Raw genomic sequence first — 24,039 nt, 5'->3', positions numbered from 1 at the left:
ATCAGGCATTAAGATAGACCATCCCTTCCGCGCCGTAGCGTTCACCTGCTGCGGCATGGAATGGGAACACCGCATCCAGCGCCGCCAACTCTTGCGGGCTGAGCACCACCGCTAATGCCGCCAGATTCTCTTCCAAATAGCTGCGACGTTTAGTGCCTGGGATCGGCACAATGTGTTTCCCCTGCGCCAATACCCACGCCAATGCCAGTTGCGACGGTTTAACTCCTTTATCTTGCGCCATTCTTGTCACGGTATCGGCCAGTGCCAGATTAAGTGCAAAGTTATCGCCCTGAAAACGCGGGTTATGGCGACGAAAATCATCGGCAGCCAAATCCTCTGGGCTGCGAATAGCCCCCGTCAAGAAACCGCGCCCTAGCGGGCTATAGGCGACAAAGCCAATCCCTAATCGTTCGCAGGTTGCCAACACTGATGTCTCTGCATCTCGCGTCCACAGTGAGTATTCACTCTGTACCGCAGTAATCGGATGCACCTGATGGGCTTTTTCCAAGGTGGCCGCCGAAACCTCGCTCAGACCGATATAACGGATTTTACCCGCCGTGACCAAATCAGCCAGCGTGCCAATCACCTCTTCAACCGGCACTGTGGGATCACCACGATGCTGATAATAGAGGTCAATCACCTCGACACCCAACCGCTTCAAACTGCCATCGACCGATTGACGTATGTAGTCAGGGCGGCTGCTGACGCCACGTACCATCGGATCTGCCGGGTCTCGCACAATGCCGAATTTGGTGGCTAAAAAGACCTGATCTCGCTTGCCCTTAATTGCCCGCCCCACTAACTCTTCATTGGTAAAGGGGCCATACATATCTGCGGTATCAAGCATCGTCACCCCCAGTTCCAGCGCCCGGTGGAGGGTAGCAATGGACTCGTTGGTGTCCTGATTGGTGGAGTAAAAATCACTCATTCCCATGCAGCCAAGGCCCAGTGCCGAGACTTGCGGACCATTCAAACCTAATTGACGTTGTTGCATTGTGATACTCCCCATTAGTGATATCGGAAGAAAGTGTGGTTGTTTCGCGGAGAAAGATAAATAATGCAGATTGCTCATCACTGTTCAAAAAACACCAACAATAGGCGGACGTAACCATGGATCAAATTCAAGCCATGCGGATTTTTGTCCGTATTGTTGAGTTGGGCAGTTTCAGTCGTGCAGCAGAAAAACTGCAATTGCCGCGCGCCACGGTCAGTCACACCTTAAAACGGTTAGAGCAGCGGCTCGGCGTGCGCTTATTGGTGCGCACCACCCGCCAAGTGAATATCACCGCCGAAGGGACGCTCTACTACCAGCGCTGCTTACAATTGCTGTCGGCGTTTGAAGAGGCGGATTCACTCTTTAGTCACCAGCGGCTGCAACCCGAGGGGAAAGTGCGTATCGATATGCCCCACTCGCTAGCCCGCAATGTGGTAATCCCGGCACTGAGTGACTTCTATCAGCGCTATCCCCATATCACTCTGATTCTTGGTGCCAATGACAGCACTATCGATCTGATGCGCGAAGGGGTGGATTGCGTATTGCGCGCCTGGTTGCCTCATGACGAACAGTTAGCGGTGCGCAATATTGGTCAGCAGCCACAAATAACCTGCGCATCACCCGCTTATCTGGCGAAATATGGCGTGCCGACGTCACTCGACGACTTGGCGGGGCATCAAGCGGTGGGGTATTTTTCACAGCTGACTCACCGCGATTATCCCTTGGAATTTGCTTATCAGGGGAGGGTTGAAACGCGGGAGTTGCCGAGCATCTTGAGTGTCAACGGCGCGGATGCCTATATTGCCGCAGGGGTTGCCGGCTTAGGGCTAATTCAAGCGCCAACGCAGGGTATCCAGCGCCAATTGGCGCAAGGGGAGCTGATTGAGGTCTTACCCCACTGCCCTCCGCCGGCCATGCCACTGTTTATTATGTTTCCTCCGGGACGCTTTCTCGCCCCCAGAGTCAGAGTGTTGATTGACTGGCTGATCGCGCTATTTGCCCATTACCCGCCACCGCCGAGTGAGGTGCCGTGAAAGGCATTGTTCGGGGGGGATAAACGAAAAACAGGCCAGAAATCAAATCAATTGAACAACATATGATGCTTTTTACAGCAAACGTCCCGCTTAGGGGAAATAAGTATTGACCTGAACGTGAAAATCTCTAGAATTCGCCCCCGTGGTAGCATCAAAAAAGTAATGTTTCCGGTACGCGATGGTGGCGGAATTGGTAGACGCGCTAGCTTCAGGTGTTAGTGTTCTTACGGACGTGAGGGTTCAAGTCCCTCCCTTCGCACCAAACATTATTTTCTCAGGCAGCCAGCAGTAGAGATTTATATTGCACAGCACATGCGATGGTGGCGGAATTGGTAGACGCGCTAGCTTCAGGTGTTAGTGTTCTTACGGACGTGAGGGTTCAAGTCCCTCCCTTCGCACCACGCTGGTGATATAAATCTAAAAATATCAGGCTACGCAAATTAGCTGATAAGCAGTAAGAAATCATTTGGGCGATGGTGGCGGAATTGGTAGACGCGCTAGCTTCAGGTGTTAGTGTTCTTACGGACGTGAGGGTTCAAGTCCCTCCCTTCGCACCACGATGATTTCAATCCTCTTCCGTTTCATATCTCCCTCAATTGTAATTTCGTTTTCCCCTCAATTTTATTCTTATATTCAAAAAAACAGCTCGCTGATGCCACTGTGCATCACTACTGCAACCATCCCCCCCAATAGCGCCAAACAAGATGGCAACAACAGAAAATGCCGTAGCCGAGTGTGATACAGCATGCTAATGGTTGCCAGCATCGCGAGCACGATCACGACCCGCAACTGACCGATGGTGATATCGGCCCATTCCAGCAGTGGTAGCAACACAAAAGGGAGCAATATTCCCCAACCACTGGACATGCTACGGCTCAATAACCCACGAATCCTCCACGAACGGTAAGCGGCTAATCTGGCTACAATCATAATGACGGCCCCACCCAAGTGATAATGATAACCAATATCATATATCACTCTTTGCCAATCTGCATCATGAAGTTGTCATGCGCCAACACGAAGGTGTCATTAGTGAAGAAACATCATGATGACAGGCGGAAACAAAAATGGTAATTTTGATTAAGAAAATTCCTAAAACGACATTAAACGCTTCAAACAAAAATAATTACTTATAAAAACTATTTATCGTGATGCCTAAATAATAGGGCTTCATGAGGATATTGTTTATTTGTCTACTGACAGCACGACATTATGCAGAGTGAATTGAATATGAATAGCCATTCCTACGATCAGCTTCTGAATAGTAAGCATCGGCTCTCTTTACTGCTTTTTTTATTTCTTAATGCGTCGTCAGCTATTTTTAGTATGGTATTACCATCACCAAAAACACCTGCGGTGACATTACCGATTGTTATGATCACGGTTATCAGCCTCGGTGCTGCCGCTTATTTGGTTTTTATTTCGAAGAAATATGCGGATAAACTGAATTTATTTGCAATTATCATAGGTGTGTTATGGGCCTGGCAAATCATCTTAAAATACGAATATCCAGGCACAAATGAAAATAACTACTTATTACTTAGCCTGTTTACCATTTTCTTTATCAGCACCATTGCGCTGTCTGACAATTTTATCGCCTTTTGTCTGCACACTACACCAGCTGCGATAACCGTTATTTTCCTGGATGATTTTCAAAATATCTTCCGCATAATATTCACTATTATGCTGCCGCTGATGGGCTTCTCTTTACATCATTTGATGTCGCGTCGCAGCGATGACTTTACCCGAAAACTGGTTGCACATCTTTATAATGAAAGAGAGAAATTCAGTGATTTAAGCATGATAGATCCCTTAACCAGTTTGTATAATCGTCGTGGTCTGGAGAACAAACTCGAGACACTGTTGGCGCAATCCCCTGGCAATCATTATGTGCTGCTGCTCGATATCGACCACTTTAAAGCCTATAACGACAACTATGGTCACACGATGGGCGATCAAGCGCTGGTGCGGGTTGCTGCGGCAATTCGTGATGCCGTGCGTTCGCGGGATATCGTGGTGCGCTATGGTGGCGAAGAGTTTTTGGTGTTGCTGACACATGTGAGTGAAGAGTATGCCAGCCAATTGGCTGAGCGGGTGCGCCAGCGTGTATTAGGGCTTGATATACCACATGTTTTCAATCACAAAGTTTCCACGACTGTCACATTAAGCGCCGGTATTTCCCCACTGCAAGCCTACGATTTGGCCTCTTCACTCAAGGCAGCAGATGAGGCGCTCTATCGGGCTAAAAAAGATGGTCGTAATAAGGTTGCTTTTGCCGGGAAGAAATTCCCAAATGTGGAGTCTTCACCCTGATAAAACAGCAAAGCATGGCACTCGATTATTATTTTCTTAGTTAATAGTTGAGCTTAATAGTGCGACATTACTTTTCACTCTCATTTTGTTATTAAGCCGTGCCATCGCATATATAAAAATAAATTATTGGCTCATCCGTCGGCAGAAAACATCTATTTAAGCGAATCATTCCAACCCTCCAAGGGCAACATAATTAGTTATTGAATGATAGTGAATCTATTAATTCCATACTAATACCACCTGATCAACCAAGTAATTCACCCCTATCCCCTCAGTGCCGAGACTTGAATAGAACTCACCTTCTGGAATACCGTGCAATAATGATTATCATTTATATTAAAGCGCGATATTTCAAGGAAAGGGAGAACAACAGACAGGGGAAGCACAAGCCCAGCAGATGATTAACACACCGGGCTTAGCCAGACGGCTGAGTTAACAGCCGATTATTGTGAGGTCATCAGAAGGCGACAGACCCCTGCACGAAGAGGGTGCGTGGCTCGCCAACATACTTGCCGGAGTTGTTATCATTGGAACGTGTGAAATAGCGCTGATCAAACAGGTTTTTCACCCCAGCCCCCAGAGTCAGATTTGACCAGGCAGGCCCGAAGTTATATTCAGCCCGTGTATTCCATACCATATAACCTGGGATATCACCGAACTGACCATCCGCACTCTCCTGCGTAATGTATTGTGGGCCAGCCCCCGGAGAGCGTTGCTGGGATTGAGCATAGCTGTCCAGATTCCAGACCCAATTACCGGTTTCGTAGCGCGTCCCGACGGTATAGACCTGGCGGGAGTAGAAAGGTAAGTCCTTACCGGCAAAGTCACCGCTTTTAGTGCTGGCTTTGGTGTAGGTATAACTGGAGTAAACACTTACTCCATTCAGTACACGATTGAGTTCACTCAAGTCATAGCTAAATGCCAGCTCTACCCCTTCATGAGTGGTCGCGCCCATATTGGTCCAGCCGATATCATTGCTGATGTATTGCAGCTGGTTATCAAAATCGATGTAGAACAGTGTCAGTTCGCCGGTCATGATGGTGTCATCAAAGCGAGTACCGACTTCATAACTATGGGCTTTCTCCGCCGTCAGACCCGGTGCTGGCGCATTGCCACTCCCGCCCTTGCTCAACTGGAAATACTGCATGCTGCCAAAAGAGGTGTTGGCATTGGCAAACAACTTCCACTCGTCGGACACGTGATACATCACGTTCAGTGATGGCAATGGCTCGCTGTAGTGCTTCTCACGATGAGTATTGGCAAATGAGTCATCCACATTGGTGCGAATATTCTCATAGCGAATACCGGGAGTGATGGTCCAGTCAGAGATGTTAATGGCGTCATCGATATAGACCGCATGGGCTTCAGTGCCGCCCGAGGTGTGCTGATAATATTGCGGCGTGGAGGGAGTTGAAGAAACCGTGGCCGGATTATACCAAGCAGAGCGGTATGCCTTTTCGTCCATGGTTTCATTCAGGTATCGGTAACCCAAAGTGACTTCATGGGCGCTGCTACCCATTCTAAATAACTGTGAATAGCTTGGCTCGATAGCATAAGTGGTGTAATTGCGAGGATAAGCCACCATGCGTTTTTGACCGAGGCTCGCCCCCGTCCCTTCAGATTCAATGTTGCTGCCACGGAAACTTTTGGTGAAATAGGTCAGTAATTCAAACTGCTTATCATCTTCCTGATGAATATATTTGAATGACATATCACGGCGGCGGCCATCAAACTGATCGAAGGGGCGGGTTGATTGGAAAGGGTTGGCTGCATACTGCGCACTGGTTAACCCTCCAGGCATCCCGGCGTGTGCTTCGTAATAGTGGAAGTTAGCCTGCAACTCATCGTGTTCCGTCAGCTGATAGCGGGTTTTCAGCATAAAATCATCGATATCGGTGTTGTCATTGCTATCGCGGTATCCCTGCCCATGTAAGCCGGAATAGAGCAATGCTGCGCCAAAACCATTATCTGCCGTGCCGCCTAAGGAGGCGCTGCTCAGGGTTTTTAAGCCGCCATGGCTGGCACCTTGAGTTTGTGCGCTGACTGCACCGCTGAAATCTTGCGGGATCGCTTTGGTATTAAAGTTGATAATCCCGCCCACGTTTTGCGGCCCGTATCGCACGGCACCGCCGCCACGGATCACATCAATCGATTGCAGATTACCAATGGAGAGCGGAGCCATGGAGAGCTGTGGCTGACCATAAGGCGCAACCGCCAGCGGGATGCCGTCCATCAAAATGGTTGAGCGTGGAGATAAGCGAGAGGTTAATCCGCGTACACCCACATTCAGCGAGATGTCGCTGCCGCCGGTACCATTACTTTCGCGTACCTGTACACCGGGGATACCCCGCAGCGAATCTCCTACCGTCTGAGCACCCTTTTCGTGAATACGTTGCTGGGTAACAATGGTACGAGCGCCGGGGTGATTCAGGACCACAGTGCTGTTATCCGTATTATCAAGCCAGTTACCCACCACCGAAAGCTGGTCATTTTTATTAGTTTTGGTTTCAGCTGACGATTCAGTCACTGACGAAGAAGATTTTTCTGCGGCAAAAGCAGGCAGTGCCAGCACGACTGAGGCGGCCAGCAGGGACAGACGGGAAAACGTTAACATTTTTGGCCTATTGCGAAAGGAGCTGTGTCTAATTGTATTTTTTGGAAACGCTAATCTTAATGATTAGATTTCCCATGTAAATAAATTTTGTTGCAGCTAGGCAGCAAATGAACGAATCCCGATGAGCTTACATCAGTAAGTGATTTGGGTGAGTGAGTGCCGCTAACAACGCTGCGGCGTCAAGGACGAAGGGGAGTTGCCCAAAACACCCCACTATAACCAATAGCAGTAAACTTCTGATGAATCATTTCCAAATCAGCTTGCGGGTCCAGATCTGCGAACAATTCTGGGTGGAGGAATTTGGCGATGGCTTCTACCGCCACCACATTCAGTGGGCTGTCATAGAACTGGTGATAAACCGCCATCACTTTTTTGTCCTGCACCGATTTCAGCACACTGACACCGGTTCGCGTCATCAAGTGCGCTAATCTTGCCTGCGTGGCGGCAGTATCTGTACTGTAACCCAAAGGCACAGCGACGGAACCTTTGTGGCCACGGCTCCAGTCTGCACCAGTCATCAGATAAAAATCAGGGTTGCTGGTAATCAACTGTTCGACGTTAATCTCGCCACCCATTTCGGGGAACAGTCGGCTACCGATATTATTGCCACCCGCTTCGGCAATAAATTGCCCGAAACTGCCTTTGCCGAACGTAGAGCAGCAATCCTCACCAGTCATGCCAGCATGGCGTTCAATGAAAACAGTCGGGCGCTGCTCTGGTTTGAGTGTGGCGACCCGCTGACGGATCAGATCCAGCCGCTGCTGATAAAACTGAACAAAATCTTCGGCATTCTTCTCTTCACCGAATACCTTACCCAGCAGTTGCATACTCGGCACTGTATTGGTCAATGGTTGTTGGCGGAAATCAATAAACAGCACTGGAATGCCTGATTTATCCAACTGCGCTAATACCCCACTGGCTTTCAGCTTTGCCAACAGCCCAGTGTCAAAAATGATTAAATCCGGTTGCAGTGAGACTGCCCGCTCAACACTGAAATCAGTGACATAGGGATTATCGAACAGAGGGATATTATTCACTTCAGGGAATTTTTTGGCATAGGCATCCACCAGATCAGCAGCCTTGACCTTGAGTGAGTTATCCCAGGCAATAATCCCTTTTAGCGGAGTCTGCGGATGGAGAATATTCAATGCCATCAATGCCCTGGCATCGGCCAATATCACTCGTGAAGCGGGCTGGGCTAGTGTCACCTGCCGGCCTGCAATATCGGTCACCACTATCGGTGCGGCCAAAACAGAGCATGATGCCGTTAGCGTTAAAAATAGGGTGACAGATGATAGAAACCTGCTGAGAGTACAACCGAGCATGAAATGTCCTTGGGTAAAGTTGAACGCTAATGATAATCCATATCTTTTCATAAATTGAATCATTGTCTTCGGTGTCGCGATTAAATATTTTTTAATGTCGTCAATACCCTTACTTTTCTAGATTCTGGGGATGCCACGCAGTGAATCCCCTACCGCCTGTATTTGTTGGTATAAATATCAGCTAGTTACACTTTTAAACTGTCTGATTCAGGAGATCGCTGAGAACTTTGCACTGGCCTATGAGGGTAGCTATCAGTACATGAATCTGGGCCTAACTAAATATAAGCTACGTACATGCAAGGAATTACCGAAGCGGCAATTTTCGGGATTAACCTGCGCTTTATCAAATCCTTCCTGGCGAGGCAGGGGGCAGTTACAACTGCTTTGCGATCGTTGCAGCATCGAGATTTTTATCAATCAAGGCGGAGGGGTCATGACCTCATGCAACTTCCCGACAGAAGAACCGATAGTAATATTCAACGGAAATGCCGAACTGTGTGTGCGGCACTAGTTGTTGTCTTCACCCATGTTAGAATGAGTTATCTTTCAAGGCGACAGATTCACCCAGTGAAAAACAAGAAACGTATTACCATCAACGAGATTGCAACACAGGTAGATGTGCCGAAGTCCGCCACCAACCTAGTGCAGCCTCAATTGGATGATCTGATTGTCACCTCCAACCAACTCAATGATAGCGAATATCAAAAGATCCATGCCCATTTACCGATGGCCAAGATGGGCCAATTGAGTGATGAGCCAGAGTTGCCGCAAGTCATCACCGACGTAGTGGCCTTAAGTACCGCCTTGGTTGCCGTTGATACACCTGCGCTGATTGGCTCTTGGGAGCGCTGCCAAAAACTGATGCAAGCCCAGCAATGGCGAGCACCTCACCGCGCGGCAGGGGCCACGTTTCAGTCAATTTGTCAGCGCAAAAATGATCTATTGGTGTTAGGTCAGGCCGCACTGGAAGATGCTTATGAGTACATGGAATCACGCCACTGCGTACTATTAATTCTCGATGAAAGCGGCTGTACCTTATGGCAATGCGGCCATCCGCAGACCCTAAATCAGTTGCGGGAGTTGGGCATTGATTGTGGCAGTTATTGGACGGAAGGATTAATCGGTACCAATGCCCCCGCGCTGGCAATCGCTGAAGGGCATCCGATACAAGTCAGTGGGCAGCAACATTTTAAGCAAGCACTACATCCGTGGCGTTTTTGTGCCACTCCAGTGTATGACAACAGTGGTCGCCAACGCGCGGTGATTGTTTTGGGGAGCTTGCTGGCCGATAACGCCGCCAGTGACTTGCCGCTCACCTTGGCGATCGCCCGCGAAATTGGCAACTATCTCCATGCCGATACCTTACTGGCAGAAACCAACCGCCATCTAAATGAACTAAATGCCCTGCTAGATGGGGTGGAAGATGGGGTTATGGCGTGGGATCAGCGCGGCTACCTGCTGTATCTCAACCACCGCGCTGCCGCAATTTTGCAGCTTGATGAAACCAGCAGTCTCGGCAAGCCGGTCACGGATCTATTGACCCTCCCCGCTCTGCTGACCCAAGCGATTTTGCATCGTAACCCCCTCAGCCATGTGGAAGTGACCTTTGAAAATCGGCAGCAATTTATTCCCGCGCTGTTGACCCTCAAACCCATTCCCGATGGTGATCGCTGCGGTTTTATCGCCTTGTTGCACCCACAAGAATTGCTGCGGCGCATGGTATCCAGCCAATTGTGGCGAGCCAGTTATACGTTTGATGATATGCCGGTCGCGTCGCTGGAAATGCGCCGCTTAGTACGTTATGGCAAGCAGGCCGCCAAAGGCCATCATCCGATTTTACTGCACGGCGAAGAGGGGGTGGGTAAGCAGCAACTGGGGCAGGCGATTCATAATGCCAGCAATCAAGCCGATGGCCCTTATATCGTGCTGAATTGCCAGGCATTGCCACAAAACTTGATGGCGCGAGAGTTTCTCGGCAGCGATGCCAGCGAAGGTGAATCCGGCCAGCCCAGCAAGTTTGAACTGGCCAATGGCGGCACTTTGTATCTGGAGCAAGTCGAATACCTGTCGCCCGAAATGCAGTCCGCGCTGCTGCAAATCGTCAAAACCGGCATGGTGATGCGGATAAACTCCAATCGGGTCATCCCGGTGGATGTCCGAATTATTACCGCCACTGGCGCCGATCTGCCACTGTTGGTGAAACAAGGGCGTTTTCGTCGCCAGCTATTTTATACCCTGCAAGCTTTCGAGTTACATATTCCCCCTCTGCGCCAGCGCCAACAGGATATCCCACTGCTGGTCCAGCATACGCTGGCAAGTCTTGGGCAGCATTTCCACTGCCAGTATCAGCCTGATGACAGTGTTATCCGCCAGCTATGCCAATACCCATGGCCGGGTAATGATCAAGAGCTGAAAAGCGTGGTCGAGCGAGCAGCCATGGCCAGCCACAACAACCGCATTAATCTCAATGACTTGCCAGAGCACTTACTGGGGGAAAAACTGGTATTGGAACCCGATATGCCACAACCTCAGCCAGTCTTATCACTGCAAGAATTAGAAAGGCAGGCGATTATTCGTGCCGCGCTGGTGTGCCAAGGTCAATTAAATGAGATGGCGACCTTATTAGGCATCAGCCGCACCACATTATGGCGAAAAGTTAAACTTCACCAAATGGATATCCAGCAATTTAAGAGTGGTGAATCACTACCAGCTTAACCTCAATTCTTCTTCAGTTTAGGAAAATCATTGGCAAATTAGCGAGGGCATCTATTTCCCTTACCTTGCTTATTTCTAAGCATTTTATAGCAGTAGTAAATAGAACAGCCCATAGTAAAATATTATATATTAAGCATAATTAGCTTAATATACTGGCAAGTATGTATTTATAAATGCTTGCTGAAAATAAATCTTTGGGATATAAAAATACAGAAATAAAAAAACATGAACATATAATAAAACACATATGCATTAACCCATGATATTTCCGTGCTTTATATTAACTAGTCTAACAAATAAATAACACACTATTTTAATAGGATATTTTCGCCATGCAATTAAAGTATAAAATAATTAAATTTAATACAGATGAGTTTGGAATAAAGACAGAATCAATTAAAAACGAGATGCCATTTGAATTATTAATCTGGGATGTAAATGATATAAAAATATCTCAATTAAAACTATTAATAGAGCTCTACCCTGAAGATAAAGATGTCATTTTACAGGAGGCACAACACTACCTTGATAATCAATTAGCGCCAAAACATATCCAAAATTTGATATCAAGGCTATCAGATGTTGCTAGAAAAAAATTTTATGCCTATAAGCCCTTTAGGAAAAGGAGCATGAGTCGATTTATCGCTGAGCATATTAATAATCAATGGGAAGTGAATAATATTGACCTACTCGAATCAATCGGCTTTACTCAGCGGGCTGACCACCCATTAGATTTAAGGCAATTAATCCGAAAGTTCCCCCCCATGGCGCTGGCGACACGTCACTCGCCTATATTGAAAGCGCTAATTAAAAACTTCGTGGCGATAATATCTGAATGTGAACCCCAAAAAAAACCAACAAAAATTGAAGTCACCTGTCATCAGATGTCTCTACTTATTGATGGCTCAACACCTTCAGTTTGTAACTCACCTGAAGGCTTACATCAGGATGGAAGCGACTATATCGTATCCGCACTCGTTATTGATAAATACAACATTGAAGGCGGAATCAGTCAGCTCTATTGTGCTGAAAAAAAGGGGTTTATTAAATCGCATACATTAGAACCAGGTGAGGGATTATTCCATATTGATAAGAACTCGACAATTTGGCACCAAGTTACGCCGATAACACTAAGAGAACCCTCAATAAAAATTGGTTATCGGAACATACTCGGTTTTGATTTCAACTACATAGCGTAAATATAACATTATTCGAAACTAAACTAATGAATATTGAAAGTCCGCAGAAGAAACAAAGCATAATATTATCACTCCTTTTTTTCATTCATGGGATGGTCTATGCGAGCTTAGTCCCTTGGCTTCCTGAAATAAAGGAGCGCTTTGAGCTAAGTAACTCTATGGTTGGGATCATGGTATCAGCGATTCCAGCAGGCTCTATTACTTTTGGTTTACTCTCTAAAAAATTTATAAACTTAATCGGATTATACTGGGCAACAAATATAACTTTTCTATTTTTAATTATTTGTATATCAATAGTCCCTTTTTCATCATCATGGTATGGAATAACACTAACGCTTTTTCTATTTGGTGTTTTTGACTCTTGGGGTGATACCTGTATCAATGTGCAGGCCATTAATGTACAAAAATTATCGGGGCAGAGCCTTATTAATCGATTTCATGGTGCAGGCAGTATTGGCACAATTTGGGGGGGGTTAATTGCCGTATCTGCAATTGGCATTGGCCTCTCAATGGCGAAATTTAACATCATCGTACTTTTAATAAACTCAATAATGTTAATGGCTTATATTGTATTTTTTAGAAGTGAGAAAACACAAAGTGAAATATTTATTCGTGGAAATATTAAAGGGAATATAAGTTACTCAGAAAACCAACTGTACATCATTGCATTAATTTTACTTGTATTCACATGCGGCATAGAAGAAACAGCAAGTATCTGGGGCGCAATCTACATGAAGGACTATTATGCTGTCTCAGCAACTGTTTCCGGCTTGCCCTATTTAGGTTGTCAAATATGTATGGTTATTGGTCGTATTTTTGGTGATTATTTCACCAACAAATTTGGTAAGATAATCATATTAAAATGTGGGGTCATCATTGCTGCATTGGGCGTGTTAACTGTAATCAGTATTTCTTCCGCTGTTTTTACAGTACTCGGTTTTTCATTAATAGGATTGGGAATATCAGTTGTCTTCCCATTAATAATCTCATTTATTGGTCAACTACCGAATATCAATGCCACCAACGGGATCACCTTCGCCACTTGGACATCAAGAATTGGTCTGCTGCTCACCCCGCCTCTACTCGGTATGCTGGCAGACAGCACATCATTAAGAGCCGCACTAGTGGCAATACTTGTCGGCTGCTTATTTATTTTATTGTTAATCAATATCCTATCCGGGAAATTGAGTCAATTAGACAGTTAACCTCTGGAGATAGATAATGAAAAAAATGAAGTGGGCTATTATATCAGGAGATGGACTTCCAACGAGTGGGCTGCTAACCATATTTAGAAATGTAGCAGAGATAGCCATAAAAAATAATATCATTATTAACGAAATACCAGCAGATTTAGGGTTTTCATGGCGGCCGGATAAAAAACACTTTTTCCCGAACGGCAGTGAGAAATCGCATTATCCAACATGGATGAAAACCAGCTCTATTCATCAATATTCAACCTGTAATGATATTCACGAGAATAACTTTTCAAATATCAGATGTCAGATTGCAAAATATGATTTATTGACAAGCACAGAGATTAATGATGTTAAGGAGAAAATAACTTCAATTTCTGGGTTATATAAAGATTACTTTATTCATTGGTTTGAAAATAATACAGTTGATTGGGTATTTGCATTAAATCTAACGCTTTCTGATGCGGCACCGGTTAGCCTTGCACTCCATAACGCCGCAAAAAAATATTGGGGTAGAAAAGATGATGGCGGCATTATCTTCTGGGATCATGACCTCTTTGGCAGTTATGCCATTTATGAAAATGAAGAGAGATTATACCCGAAAGAGCCAAATCCATTGACACCGATCCCCCAAGATAATGCTTATACTAAATGGATAGTCGCCTCTGAAGCACTGGCAAATGAGAGCAGTCACTACCCAACAAAGATTAAGCCCGATGTTATCCCAAACATATTGCCAACAATTGAATTATCTGGCCTCAAAGAGGCGCATATTGCATTTTTAAGCCAATATAATATATCGCAAGGTTCAACTGTTGTTATTGTTCCTGTTCGGGTATTCAGAGTCAAAGGGATCGAAATCTCAATAAGCGTATTTAATGAACTAATTAATATTTATCAAGAGAAAACACTATGCGCACCAAAGTTACTGATATTCGGCAATATGAATGAAGATCCCGAGTATGCATCTGAGTTAAAAGCACAGGTAGAACACCTCAATCTTACGAATGAAATTATTTTCCTGGATGAAGTCCCGTTGCAAACTTATAGAGACAACGATAATAAGTGGCATTTAGATGAAATAGACTTACTGACTATTTGTCATGCTTTGTCTGGGGCGGTTTTATTTACGCCTAATGTAGAAAACGTCGAAAGTGTTGGTTTAGGCCCCGCTCTTGCTGCCATTGCCGAACTTCCCTGCGCAGTGACGCCGTATTCAGCCTTCACCGAGTTCTATGGTACTGGATATCATCATATAAAAGTAATTCCAAATCATCCAAGGGATGCTGCGCAGCAGTTGTTTGAGTGGATGCACCAGCATGCGGCTGGAGAAGAGAAGATTAAAAATTTATTAGCTCATAATAAGCAGCTTGTTCAAACAAAATTCCCTCAAGGTCCATGGGAAAAATTTATATATCAATTGCAGTAATGCCACATAGTTTCAGTAAAAAATAATTTTCAGGAAAAACACTGACTATTAAAGGAGAGGTAATGAATATTATAGATACTAATAGACTGAATAATATCCCCTCTGAAATAAACATTTTAATTCTCGGCGGTGGGATGTCAGGTTTGGAGTTAGCCAAGCATTTAAATCATCGAGCAGTTGAGAATATTGTCGTTATTGACGTGGGGCCAATGACCGATTGTCGCCATATAAATGCAGGTGACGAATATCAGCATGCCGATAAATTCTGGAAGAATGAGGAGTCAGATCAATACGCCTTCCGATCATGGCGATCGCTAAGTGAACCTCACTTCTCAAAAGGGAGCTGTCTCCGTCGAAGAGTAGGCGGCAGATCACTCTATTGGCATGGCGTGATTCTGCCAATAGAAGCCGATGCCCTTAAATTTTGGCCTTCACAGATTGTCAAAGATCTCACTGAGGATTGGTTAGGTGGCCCCTCACTCTATACTCAAGTACAGTCTGAAATATTGGCATGGGCCGAGAAAAGTTATCATGCTGACGACTCATTTATGTTTGCTGATTTTGAATTTAAAGTCACACCTCAGGCCACCCGTAATATGGGGTCATCTGACCGCTGGGAAGCCTATTCACCCTTATCCTACTGGAACGAAGCTGACCCATCAGAATGTCGCCCGCCCATTATTTCGGGATATGAAGCTATCGCGATTATGATTAAAAATGGGCACTGCATTGGCGCTAAATTACGAAATATTGAATCAAATGAGATACATCACGTATTAGCCGATAAGTGTATTCTCGCCTTGGGCACCATTGAAAACTCACGTTTATCCGCACAGGTACTTTATGATTCAGGGCATTTGATAGAGAAGAAAATGACCGGCCTTGTTGATCATATCGTACAGGGATTTAATGTGACGCTTGAGTCCCACACCGTGCCTGCAATGTTCAAGGCATTAATTGAAAAGCACCCCGATACTCTCTTTTTTAGTCGCAGTCTGTCAGGCGAACGATTCAATCTGTTCTTTACACTTAGCCAATCAAAATTTGGCGTTGAATTAGAAGTTTGGGCCATGGGTGAACAGATTCCATCGGTTGATGGGTATATCAAGGTGGAGAACCATGATGAAGCTATTCCGTTGTCAATTTCATGCCATCTCAGTAATGAAGACAATATATTAATCCATAAAGAGCAAGATGAATTAAATATGTTTTGGCATGAAATCTGCCAAAAAATTAATACACCCTTTTCTCCTTTAGTTTTTGATAGTGGTTTTAGTGTCCATGCCAGAACGATGGGGGATGTCTATTATGAGCTTCACTCTCCATCAAGAGTCGTTAATTATAATATCCCTGCAACATGGATAAGTCCGCTTGGAACAGAGAACCATGAAAGCAGCACCCTTCCTCTGGGAGAAATATTGAATGAAAAACATGAGTTTAATCATATCAATAACTTATATGCCATTGGGCCGAGTACCTTCTCGCGACCTGGTGCCGCTAACCCATCGTTAACGACACTCGCCCTATCCCGCCGGCTCGCCTATATTTTAGACTAATGCGATAATAAATAAGGATATTAATTATGTGCAAACCCATTTACATTCTCGGCACGGCCTTATCTCATGATGGTTCAACCTGTTTAATGAAAGACGGAGAGATTATCGTTGCCATCGAGAAAGAAAGATTATCCAGAGTAAAACATGATGGTTTTAATGATAATGCGACTATCCAATACTGCTTAGATGCCGCGGGTATTGAATATCATGACCTCTCACTAATCGTAGAACAAAACTCTTATAATCCACTCTTTTGCGAGCAATTAGAAAAGAGAAAAAATAGAGCCTTACCCCCAATGGTACCTACTGTGAGTATTTCTCATCACTTAGCGCATGCTTATAGTGCCGTAGGGACATCACCTTTTGATGAGATGGGCGTGGTGGTGATTGATGGACATGGCGGCAGTTTAGATAGCTGTAATGACATCACTGAGAATATTGACGCCGCAAACAGCATTCATATTAATAACCATTATCGCTACTGGGAAACCTGTAGCTACTATGTTTATCAAAATGGCAAGATGACGCCCATATGCAAAGACTTTTCCCGCTGGGTTAATCGAAAGGACCGCAGCAACTACCCTGTTTCAACCTGGGAGATAGAGAACTCTATTGGTGAGTTCTATGAAGGGATCGCGCAGTATATTTTTGGCGAGTTAGATTGCGCGGGTAAATTGATGGGGCTGGCCCCTTACGGCAGACCTCATATTATTGATTGGCAACCCTTCTTTTTTGACGCGGGCAAAATTGTACTGCGTAATGATTGGTGGGCGAATATCGATCCACTGCTCAATACCAGCCCGACTCATTTTAAGGATAATTTCCAATACTATTCAGATCTGGCCTATTGGGCACAATCTAAACTTGAGGAAGCGTTATTCTATCTGTTTGATTATTACTATCATCTTCATCCAATGAAGAATTTTGCTTATGCTGGGGGGGTGGCCTTAAATGCCACTGCGAATGAAAAGCTGATAAAAGGATGTAATTTTGAAGATCTCTATATTCAACCTGCGGCGGGTGACAATGGGCTGTCTATCGGTTGTTGTTATTATGGTTGGTCAGAGGTACTGAAAAAAGAGCGGGTAAGGCATTCGGGTTCAACCTATTTTGGTAAAATCTATGACGATATCACTGTCGCGCAAGCAGTTGAGGAGCATGCCGCGAGTATCGAGTACAGTTATTATGATGACATTGAAACTGTTGCGGCTAAATCCATTGCGGCTGGCAATGTTATTGCCTGGTTTCAGGGGGAGTCTGAATTTGGACCTCGCGCCTTAGGCAATAGAAGTATTTTGGCCGATCCCCGCAGTGCACATATGAGAGATCATATTAATGCTAATGTGAAGTACCGAGAGGACTTTCGACCTTTTGCACCAGCGGTTTTACACGAAAAAGTGCATGATTATTTCGAGTTAAATCATGACAGTGATTACATGTTATTTATCGCCTATGTCAAAGCGCAATATCAACCTGATTTACCCTCAATTGTCCATGTCGATGGCAGTGCGCGTGTGCAGACGGTCAAAAAGGAAATCAATAAAAAATTCCATAAATTGATAACGTCTTTTTTTGCAGAGACTAGAATACCGATCCTGCTGAATACTTCTTTAAATACCAAAGGGATGCCTATCGTTGAAACCCCCGGTGACGCCATCAATTTATTTTTAAGCTGCGGTTTAGATCTATTGTTTATCAATAATTACAGGATAGCCAAGAAAAGACCGACTTGATGACACCGGAAAAATCAGGCTATTAATCATATGACGTGATAAAAACATGAGGTTTTTATGTCGGGTAATAGGTTATCGGATAACGAAACAAAAAAACTGAAAATTGGTGTTATTCATTTAGCCACTGAAGGCATTCAACTGTTCGTGGGTGGCGTAGGTTCTTATATTCGAGGGCAGATTCAAGCATTGCCTGATATTATTGATTTGTTGGCTGATAATAATATTATTCTGGAACCTCATTTTATTGAGATTGCCTATAGCAGATATCATGTTTTCTTTGATAAGAATTGTCGCGCCCACCATATCAACCAGATTAACAAGATGGGGGGCACTTTTTCTACTCTACCCAATATGACTCAGGGGAAAGAAGCGGGTTGTTCATGGCCTTATGGTGATGCTTTTCTTGGTAACTTACAAAACTGGCAAATATCCTCTGCCGCAGGGGCAGCAAAAATTATGGATATCAGCGCAGATTATGATATCACTTTGGCTTTTTGTCATGAGATCCCCTTCTCGTTTACCCCTTTAATTGCGCGTCTGCATGCAGCGATGGAAAACGTAAATTTAAAAATTATCTATATCTCTCATGGCACTGCATTTAATCATGAAATGCCACTGCCTAATCCAGAACGTCTGATGGCAGAATCATTACCTATCCACTGGGCCAAGATCGATTCGAATATCAAACTCGGCCAGATTAGCCAGTTTATGGCTGCACATTTAGTGACAGAGTACGGTGCGGACCCGCAATCATTTGTACCTGTTTATGCAGGGATTAATATCGACGACTCTTGGTTTCGGATTCGCAGTGATCAGGAGATTAGCCACACACTGTCGCGCCATGGAATACCACTGGAACGCCCATTAGCCATAACTCTCGGACGAGGAGTGCCTTACAAGCGCCACGATTTATTACTCAAAGCGAGCTGTTATCTGGGTAATGACATTCATCCGGTTATTGTCAGCGCCCCTGTTTTGCCTGAATTATCGCTATTAGCCAGCCAGCTCACAATACAACCCTCAATCATAAATTCGTTCGATCGAGAACTTATGGCGTGCCTTATTCAATGGCGCAACACCCGTGTTTGTGTGCTTTCTGCCGAGAATGAACCCAATGGGTTAATTCCCATGGAAGCGCGGTGGTTAGCCAGAGAGCAGGGAGCTTTGTTAATTGTTGCCGACTCGGGAGGACTAAGTGAGCAAATCGAGCAAGGTATTGATGGATATCGGCATATTGCTGGAGATGCAGAAAATCTGGCAGAAGTGATACATCAGATTTGCCAATTATCTGAAGTTGAAATAGATAAAATTCGGCGGGCCGGTGCAACACGAATAAAAACTCAGTATCAGTGGAAAAAACAAATTTTGGCACCACTGGCATGTCTAATCCCTCAAATAGCAGCCCTTGATTGATGCTGGACTGCCTATTGAATTGACTATATTGGCGGTTATTTCTTACTGGAGTTTCAATACCCCAAGTGCAGTATCTAGTAAAGCGATTTGCCCATTACGGCTCGCCTCAAGGCAACCCACGGCACCGACGAGCATGGGAATATCCAGCTCTTTCGCCAAAATAGCACTATGAGACATAATATGCCCTTTACTTAAACAGAGACCTTTTACCTGTTCGGGATTTAGCCCAATCATCTGGGATGGCAACAACTCTTCCGCTAATAATATAATTTCGCCATCAACTGAAAGTGGAACCGGTGGTAGCCCCGTCAGGTGGCCTAATGCGCGATTGAGAATATCGCGGATATCCAGTTCACGGACGCGTAAATATTCATCATCTAGCGCTAAATAATCTGCCACCATCGCCAGCAGTTCATCCTGTAACGCGGATTCAGCACAGACGAGCTGACTCACGATCCGTGCATCCATCGCCTGATGCAGTTCTTCATCATCGATCAACATCCCGTGAGCATTGAAGATCGCCGCGGCCTCAGCGCTGATCTGCTGTTCTGCCAGCCGCATCAATTGTTGCAAATCTTCCGTTGTTTGCGCTAAAGCTTGGTGTAACCGCTGCTGCTCATTTGCAATTTGTCCGGCATTGATGGTGCGCGGCAAAAATACTGGGACTGCGGGTAGCCACTGCAACAGTGGTGCACTAATTGCCCGGCGAGGAACCATTACACCCGTGAATCCACTGTCGCTGGTTGTCGTCACCGACTCACCAAAGTGCTGTTGAGCCAGCTGCATAAAGGCATCCAGCGCTTCACCGGCTTGCGGACCACTGGCGAGCAATCGGATGGTATCGCCCTTACGCACTTGCAAAATCGCCAGTTGATTCAGGCTGCGTGGATTGACGCACTGCCCATTCTTCTCCAGCAGTAAATCAGCGGCGAAAGGGGCCAAGACTTCGACCAATTTAGCCGCAGGCCGCACATGTAAACCATTGGGATTGCGTACCACCCAACTGACACTCTGGGCATCTGGTGCTGATTTAGCCACCGCGCTACTGACAGGTTCCGCGACACTTTCCCCTAACTGCGCGGCCTTAGCCGTCAGCGCCCCCATGGCTTCAGTGCGAACATCGGCCAGTGAAGCGCCAGATGATGCTGCTACCACTGCGGCCAGCGTCCCTTCAACCAGTGGTGCGGCGCAGAGTTGCACGTGCTGCGCGATGTCGGGATCCAATAGCTCAAGTGCGGTTTCTGCACTGAGCAAGGCACTGCCTAAATCCATCAATACCAGCACACCCGATGGGGTATAAACCGATTCAATGGCTTCCATCACTTTAATGGCATCCGTGCCAATCGGATGATCTAGGTCGTCTACACCGGCGGCAACCGCCAGCTGGCAGCCCCCTTGTGTCATTTGCTGTGCCAGTTCGGCCACACCCTGAGCCAGCAGCGCGCTATGAGAAACTACAACGAGATTGACCATCTTTCCTCCTGATAAAGGTGTCGGTTGCGCCACATTAATGGCTGGCAACCTGCCATAACGCCTGCATCATCAGCATGGCTGATGTCGCCCCTGGGTCTTGATGGCCAATGCTGCGTTCGCCAAGATAGCTGGCGCGCCCCTTGCGGGCCTGCATGGTGATAGTCCCAGCCAGTGCTTGCTGGGCGCGATCAACCGTCTGTTGCAAAGCATCGACCAGCGGCACACCTTGCTGATTTGCCTGCTCAAGTTGCGCGACCACTGCCCACCAAACATCACACATGGTTTTATCACCCGGCTCAGCTTTACCGCGCATCACCACCCCTTCAACACCATCTTTGAACATCTGGCACAGGGCTGCCAGATCCAAACTCTGCTTAGCATTGGTGCTCTGCGCGGCGCGGATAAAGAAGGTGCCGAACAGCGGGCCACTGGCTCCCCCGACACTTGAAAGCAGGGTCATGCCGGTATTTTTCAGGATAAAACCAATGTCTTTGTCGGCAAAAGAGGGTAACTTTTCGACCACTTTATTAAAGCCGCGATTCATATTCAGGCCGTGGTCACCGTCGCCGATTTCGGTATCTAACTGCGTCAGAAAATCGCGTTGTTCACTGAAAACCTCAGCGCAAAGCTGTAACCAACTGACAATTTGTTGTTTGGTGAGTCCCATGATGTTCTCCAGGCACATTGTTGTTTTATAAAAATTTTCACATAAAAGAGTGCTGATTATGCCTAATAGATTTTAAAGGGCGGGTGTATTTACTGGCGCGTCCCACAACCCCAACAACTCATCATCCACTTTCAGCATCGTAATCGACATCCCCTGCATATCCAGTGAGGTGCAATAGGAACCAATCAGCTTACGTTCAATGATCAAACCAAAATCTGCGCAGCAAGCAGCCAGTCGATGCCAAACCCCATAAAGCTCTGACAGGGGGGTAGCCCCCAGATTATTCACCAGCACAATCACCCGATCGCCTTTTGCCAGTGGCTGCTTACTTTGGCAAGTCTCACACCAGACGCCAGCTTGTCGATCCCAATGGCGTAAAGTGCGCTGATAGCTACCGTGCTCAATCAGAGTCTGGAACATGGCATCAACGGTGTCATTTAGAGAGGTAAATGGCCGCCGTTCAATCCCAGGTTCGCCATGAATGCCAACCCCAAATTCCATCTCATTTTCAGCCAGCGTAAATGAGGGTTTACCCGCCGCTGGCACGGTACAAGCGCCAAGCGCGATGCCGATAGAGTGGCCCTGATTATTAATTTTCTGGCCGAGTGCGGCACATTCATCCAATGAATCACCACGAACCGCCGCGGCACCAAGTAATTTCTCAATAATGACGGTATTCGCCACTCCACGTCGCCCAGCGGTATAAAGGCTATCTTTAACCGCCACATCATCATCAATCACTAATGTCGCGACCGCCGTGCCATCGGCATGCAGCAGTTCGGCGGCAGTTTCAAAATTGAGAATGTCGCCGGTGTAATTCTTAATCAGCATCAGCACACCCTGCCCACCATCAATGGCTTGGCCGCATGCATACATTTGATCTGGGGTTGGCGAGGTGAAAATCTCGCCGGGGCAGGCGCCGTCCAGCATGCCTTCGCCGATAAAACCACAATGCATCGGTTCATGACCACTGCCACCACCGGACATCAAGGCAACTTTGCCCATAACGGGCGCATCTGCTCGAGTAATAAAAAGCGGTTCCTGATGCAATTTCAGCTCAGGATGAGCCTCAACGAGCCCCTGAATTTGTTCCTGTAACACACTCTCTACGCTGTTAATTAATTTTTTCATTTTATACTCCGCGAACGGGAATGGCTGGAGAACAGAGCTGCCGATGATGAGGGGCACCGGCAGACTCAGTCAGTTAACTTGCCTGTCTATCAATCAACTGGCTTGTCGAACAGTTTAGTTAAGAAACGCCTGGCCCAAGCTGTCAGCCACAATAATTGCGGCATAAACGCTGTCTGGTGTCACGGCAAACGGCATGTTGTGGATGGTTTCACCTTCCGCGCAACTGGCCTGTGCCACAGCCTGAATTTTGCGTTCGATATCCTGTGTGACACCCATTTCAGCCAATGTAATTGGCAGACCCAGTTGCTGACAGAATGAGAGCACGGTTTCGATCTCTTCCATGCTGCTGTTTTGTAACACGAGTTGTGTCAGCGTACCGAACGCCACTTTCTCACCGTGATAGAGGTGGTGGCACTCTTCTAATACCGTGAAACCGTTGTGAATAGCGTGAGCGGCTGCCAGACCACTGCTTTCAAAACCGATACCACTCAGATAAGTATTGGCTTCGATGATGCGTTCCACCGCTTCAGTGACCACTCCCGCTTCTACTGCCAGTTTGGCTTTGTAGCCTTCTGCCAGCAGGGTTTCGTAACACAAGCGAGCTAAGGTGACGGCCGCCAAGGTGGATGCGCCCCCCGCCATGCTGATGGCTTTGGCATCAAAACAAGCTTGCGCTTCAAAGTAAGTGGAGAGTGCATCGCCCATCCCTGAGATCAACAAACGCACCGGCGCTTTGGCGATAATGGCTGAATCCATCAGCACGATATCGGGGTTTTTCGGGTATATCAGGTACTCGGCAAACTCGCCTTGTTCGGTATAAATCACTGACAACGCACTGGTCGGTGCGTCGGTTGAGGCAATGGTCGGCACCACAATGACGGGGATATGCTGATAGTGAGCAATGGCTTTAGCCGTATCGAGGGTTTTCCCGCCACCAATACCAATCACCCCATTGCAGTGATGCTTTTTCAGCTCAACTGTCAGGCGTTCAATTTCCTGACGAGAGCATTCACCGTTAAAGCGGCTAAAGTGGTTTTCCAACTCACTGCCATGCAAGCTGGAACTGACTGTATCCGCCGTCAGCTTCATGACAAAATCATCGGCGATGATAAAATATTTATTAGCCAGTAACTTAGCAAACTCACCAATGGACTGTAATGCATTGGCACCTTGGATATATTTAGACGGAGATTGAATGACTTTCAGCATATCTTGCTCCTGTAGCGTAAGAGTTAAGGCAATAATGAATG

17 protein-coding genes, 3 tRNA genes and 1 pseudogene are annotated in these 24,039 nt (G+C 46.3%); 13 read left to right on the top strand and 8 right to left on the bottom strand.

The window, feature by feature from the left end; genetic code table 11:
• Window position 1 precedes the first annotated feature (1 nt).
• On the bottom strand, window positions 2-994 hold the full coding sequence (locus ACZ76_RS11985; RefSeq protein WP_048619129.1) for an aldo/keto reductase: 993 nt from the start codon (window positions 992-994) through the stop codon (window positions 2-4).
• 116 nt (window positions 995-1,110) lie between these two features.
• On the opposite strand from ACZ76_RS11985, the gene ACZ76_RS11980 reads away from it, so the two are divergent.
• The 4 genes from ACZ76_RS11980 (at window position 1,111) to ACZ76_RS11965 (ending at window position 2,585) form a co-directional block, all read left to right on the top strand.
• On the top strand, window positions 1,111-2,028 hold the full coding sequence (locus ACZ76_RS11980) for a LysR family transcriptional regulator (RefSeq protein ID WP_048619128.1): 918 nt from the start codon (window positions 1,111-1,113) through the stop codon (window positions 2,026-2,028).
• A 175-nt stretch (window positions 2,029-2,203) separates the two neighbouring features.
• A tRNA-Leu gene (locus ACZ76_RS11975) sits at window positions 2,204-2,290 on the top strand.
• A gap of 52 nt (window positions 2,291-2,342) precedes the next feature.
• Window positions 2,343-2,429: transfer RNA gene (locus tag ACZ76_RS11970), tRNA-Leu, on the top strand.
• 69 nt (window positions 2,430-2,498) lie between these two features.
• Window positions 2,499-2,585: transfer RNA gene (locus ACZ76_RS11965), tRNA-Leu, on the top strand.
• A 76-nt stretch (window positions 2,586-2,661) separates the two neighbouring features.
• Here the strand turns inward: ACZ76_RS11965 and ACZ76_RS11960 are convergent.
• A complete protein-coding gene (locus ACZ76_RS11960) occupies window positions 2,662-2,958 on the bottom strand; it encodes a DUF1435 family protein (RefSeq protein ID WP_048620278.1) in 297 nt (98 codons plus the stop codon).
• Window positions 2,959-3,240: 282 nt separating this feature from the next.
• Between ACZ76_RS11960 and ACZ76_RS11955 the strand changes: the two genes are divergently transcribed.
• Entirely contained in the window at window positions 3,241-4,341 is a 1,101-nt protein-coding gene (locus ACZ76_RS11955) for a GGDEF domain-containing protein (protein ID WP_048619127.1), read from the top strand.
• Window positions 4,342-4,798: 457 nt separating this feature from the next.
• On the opposite strand, the gene ACZ76_RS11950 is transcribed toward ACZ76_RS11955, so the two are convergent.
• On the bottom strand, window positions 4,799-6,955 hold the full coding sequence (locus ACZ76_RS11950; protein ID WP_048619126.1) for a TonB-dependent receptor family protein: 2,157 nt from the start codon (window positions 6,953-6,955) through the stop codon (window positions 4,799-4,801).
• Window positions 6,956-7,134: 179 nt separating this feature from the next.
• Entirely contained in the window at window positions 7,135-8,280 is a 1,146-nt protein-coding gene (locus tag ACZ76_RS11945) for an ABC transporter substrate-binding protein (RefSeq protein WP_048619125.1), read from the bottom strand.
• A gap of 355 nt (window positions 8,281-8,635) precedes the next feature.
• Between ACZ76_RS11945 and ACZ76_RS19695 the strand changes: the two are divergent.
• From ACZ76_RS19695 to ACZ76_RS11910, 8 genes and pseudogenes are all read left to right on the top strand, one after another.
• Window positions 8,636-8,791, top strand: a pseudogene (locus ACZ76_RS19695) (GH32 C-terminal domain-containing protein); the annotation flags it as partial.
• Between the two features lie 350 nt (window positions 8,792-9,141).
• On the top strand, window positions 9,142-10,995 hold the full coding sequence (dhaR, locus tag ACZ76_RS11940) for a dihydroxyacetone kinase operon transcriptional regulator DhaR (protein WP_235428220.1): 1,854 nt from the start codon (window positions 9,142-9,144) through the stop codon (window positions 10,993-10,995).
• 332 nt (window positions 10,996-11,327) lie between these two features.
• Complete coding sequence (locus ACZ76_RS11935) at window positions 11,328-12,194, top strand: 2OG-Fe dioxygenase family protein (RefSeq protein ID WP_048619124.1); 867 nt, start codon at window positions 11,328-11,330, stop codon at window positions 12,192-12,194.
• Window positions 12,195-12,220: 26 nt separating this feature from the next.
• Window positions 12,221-13,399 carry an MFS transporter gene (locus tag ACZ76_RS11930; protein ID WP_048619123.1) on the top strand — a complete coding sequence of 393 codons (1,179 nt, stop codon included), beginning with the start codon at window positions 12,221-12,223 and terminating at the stop codon, window positions 13,397-13,399.
• A gap of 16 nt (window positions 13,400-13,415) precedes the next feature.
• Entirely contained in the window at window positions 13,416-14,816 is a 1,401-nt protein-coding gene (locus tag ACZ76_RS11925; RefSeq protein ID WP_048619122.1) for a glycosyltransferase family protein, read from the top strand.
• Between the two features lie 62 nt (window positions 14,817-14,878).
• The gene (locus ACZ76_RS11920) at window positions 14,879-16,372 is read left to right on the top strand and encodes a hypothetical protein (protein ID WP_048619121.1); all 1,494 of its coding nucleotides are present in this window, start codon (window positions 14,879-14,881) and stop codon (window positions 16,370-16,372) included.
• A gap of 26 nt (window positions 16,373-16,398) precedes the next feature.
• Window positions 16,399-18,105: a carbamoyltransferase family protein gene (locus ACZ76_RS11915; protein ID WP_048619120.1), complete on the top strand. Its 1,707-nt coding sequence runs from the start codon at window positions 16,399-16,401 to the stop codon at window positions 18,103-18,105.
• A gap of 57 nt (window positions 18,106-18,162) precedes the next feature.
• Window positions 18,163-19,518, top strand: coding sequence for a glycosyltransferase family 4 protein (locus ACZ76_RS11910; RefSeq protein ID WP_080987248.1), 1,356 nt, complete (start codon window positions 18,163-18,165; stop codon window positions 19,516-19,518).
• 42 nt (window positions 19,519-19,560) lie between these two features.
• On the opposite strand, the gene dhaM is transcribed toward ACZ76_RS11910, so the two are convergent.
• The 4 genes from dhaM to ACZ76_RS11890 all read right to left on the bottom strand — a co-directional run bounded on the left by dhaM (window position 19,561) and on the right by ACZ76_RS11890 (window position 23,998).
• Window positions 19,561-20,991, bottom strand: a complete 1,431-nt coding sequence (gene dhaM / locus ACZ76_RS11905; RefSeq protein WP_048619119.1) for a dihydroxyacetone kinase phosphoryl donor subunit DhaM — start codon at window positions 20,989-20,991, stop codon at window positions 19,561-19,563.
• Between the two features lie 34 nt (window positions 20,992-21,025).
• Window positions 21,026-21,658, bottom strand: coding sequence for a dihydroxyacetone kinase subunit DhaL (gene dhaL / locus ACZ76_RS11900; protein WP_048619118.1), 633 nt, complete (start codon window positions 21,656-21,658; stop codon window positions 21,026-21,028).
• A 72-nt stretch (window positions 21,659-21,730) separates the two neighbouring features.
• The gene (gene dhaK, locus ACZ76_RS11895) at window positions 21,731-22,789 is read right to left on the bottom strand and encodes a dihydroxyacetone kinase subunit DhaK (protein WP_048619117.1); all 1,059 of its coding nucleotides are present in this window, start codon (window positions 22,787-22,789) and stop codon (window positions 21,731-21,733) included.
• A gap of 114 nt (window positions 22,790-22,903) precedes the next feature.
• Window positions 22,904-23,998, bottom strand: a complete 1,095-nt coding sequence (locus ACZ76_RS11890) for a glycerol dehydrogenase (RefSeq protein WP_048619116.1) — start codon at window positions 23,996-23,998, stop codon at window positions 22,904-22,906.
• Window positions 23,999-24,039: the final 41 nt, after the last annotated feature.

The organism is Yersinia aleksiciae, from assembly GCF_001047675.1.
In the GTDB taxonomy this organism is placed as follows: Bacteria; Pseudomonadota; Gammaproteobacteria; order Enterobacterales; family Enterobacteriaceae; genus Yersinia; species Yersinia aleksiciae.
Note: the sequence above shows the minus strand (reverse complement) of the source record. Positions and strands in the feature narration are given on the sequence as shown.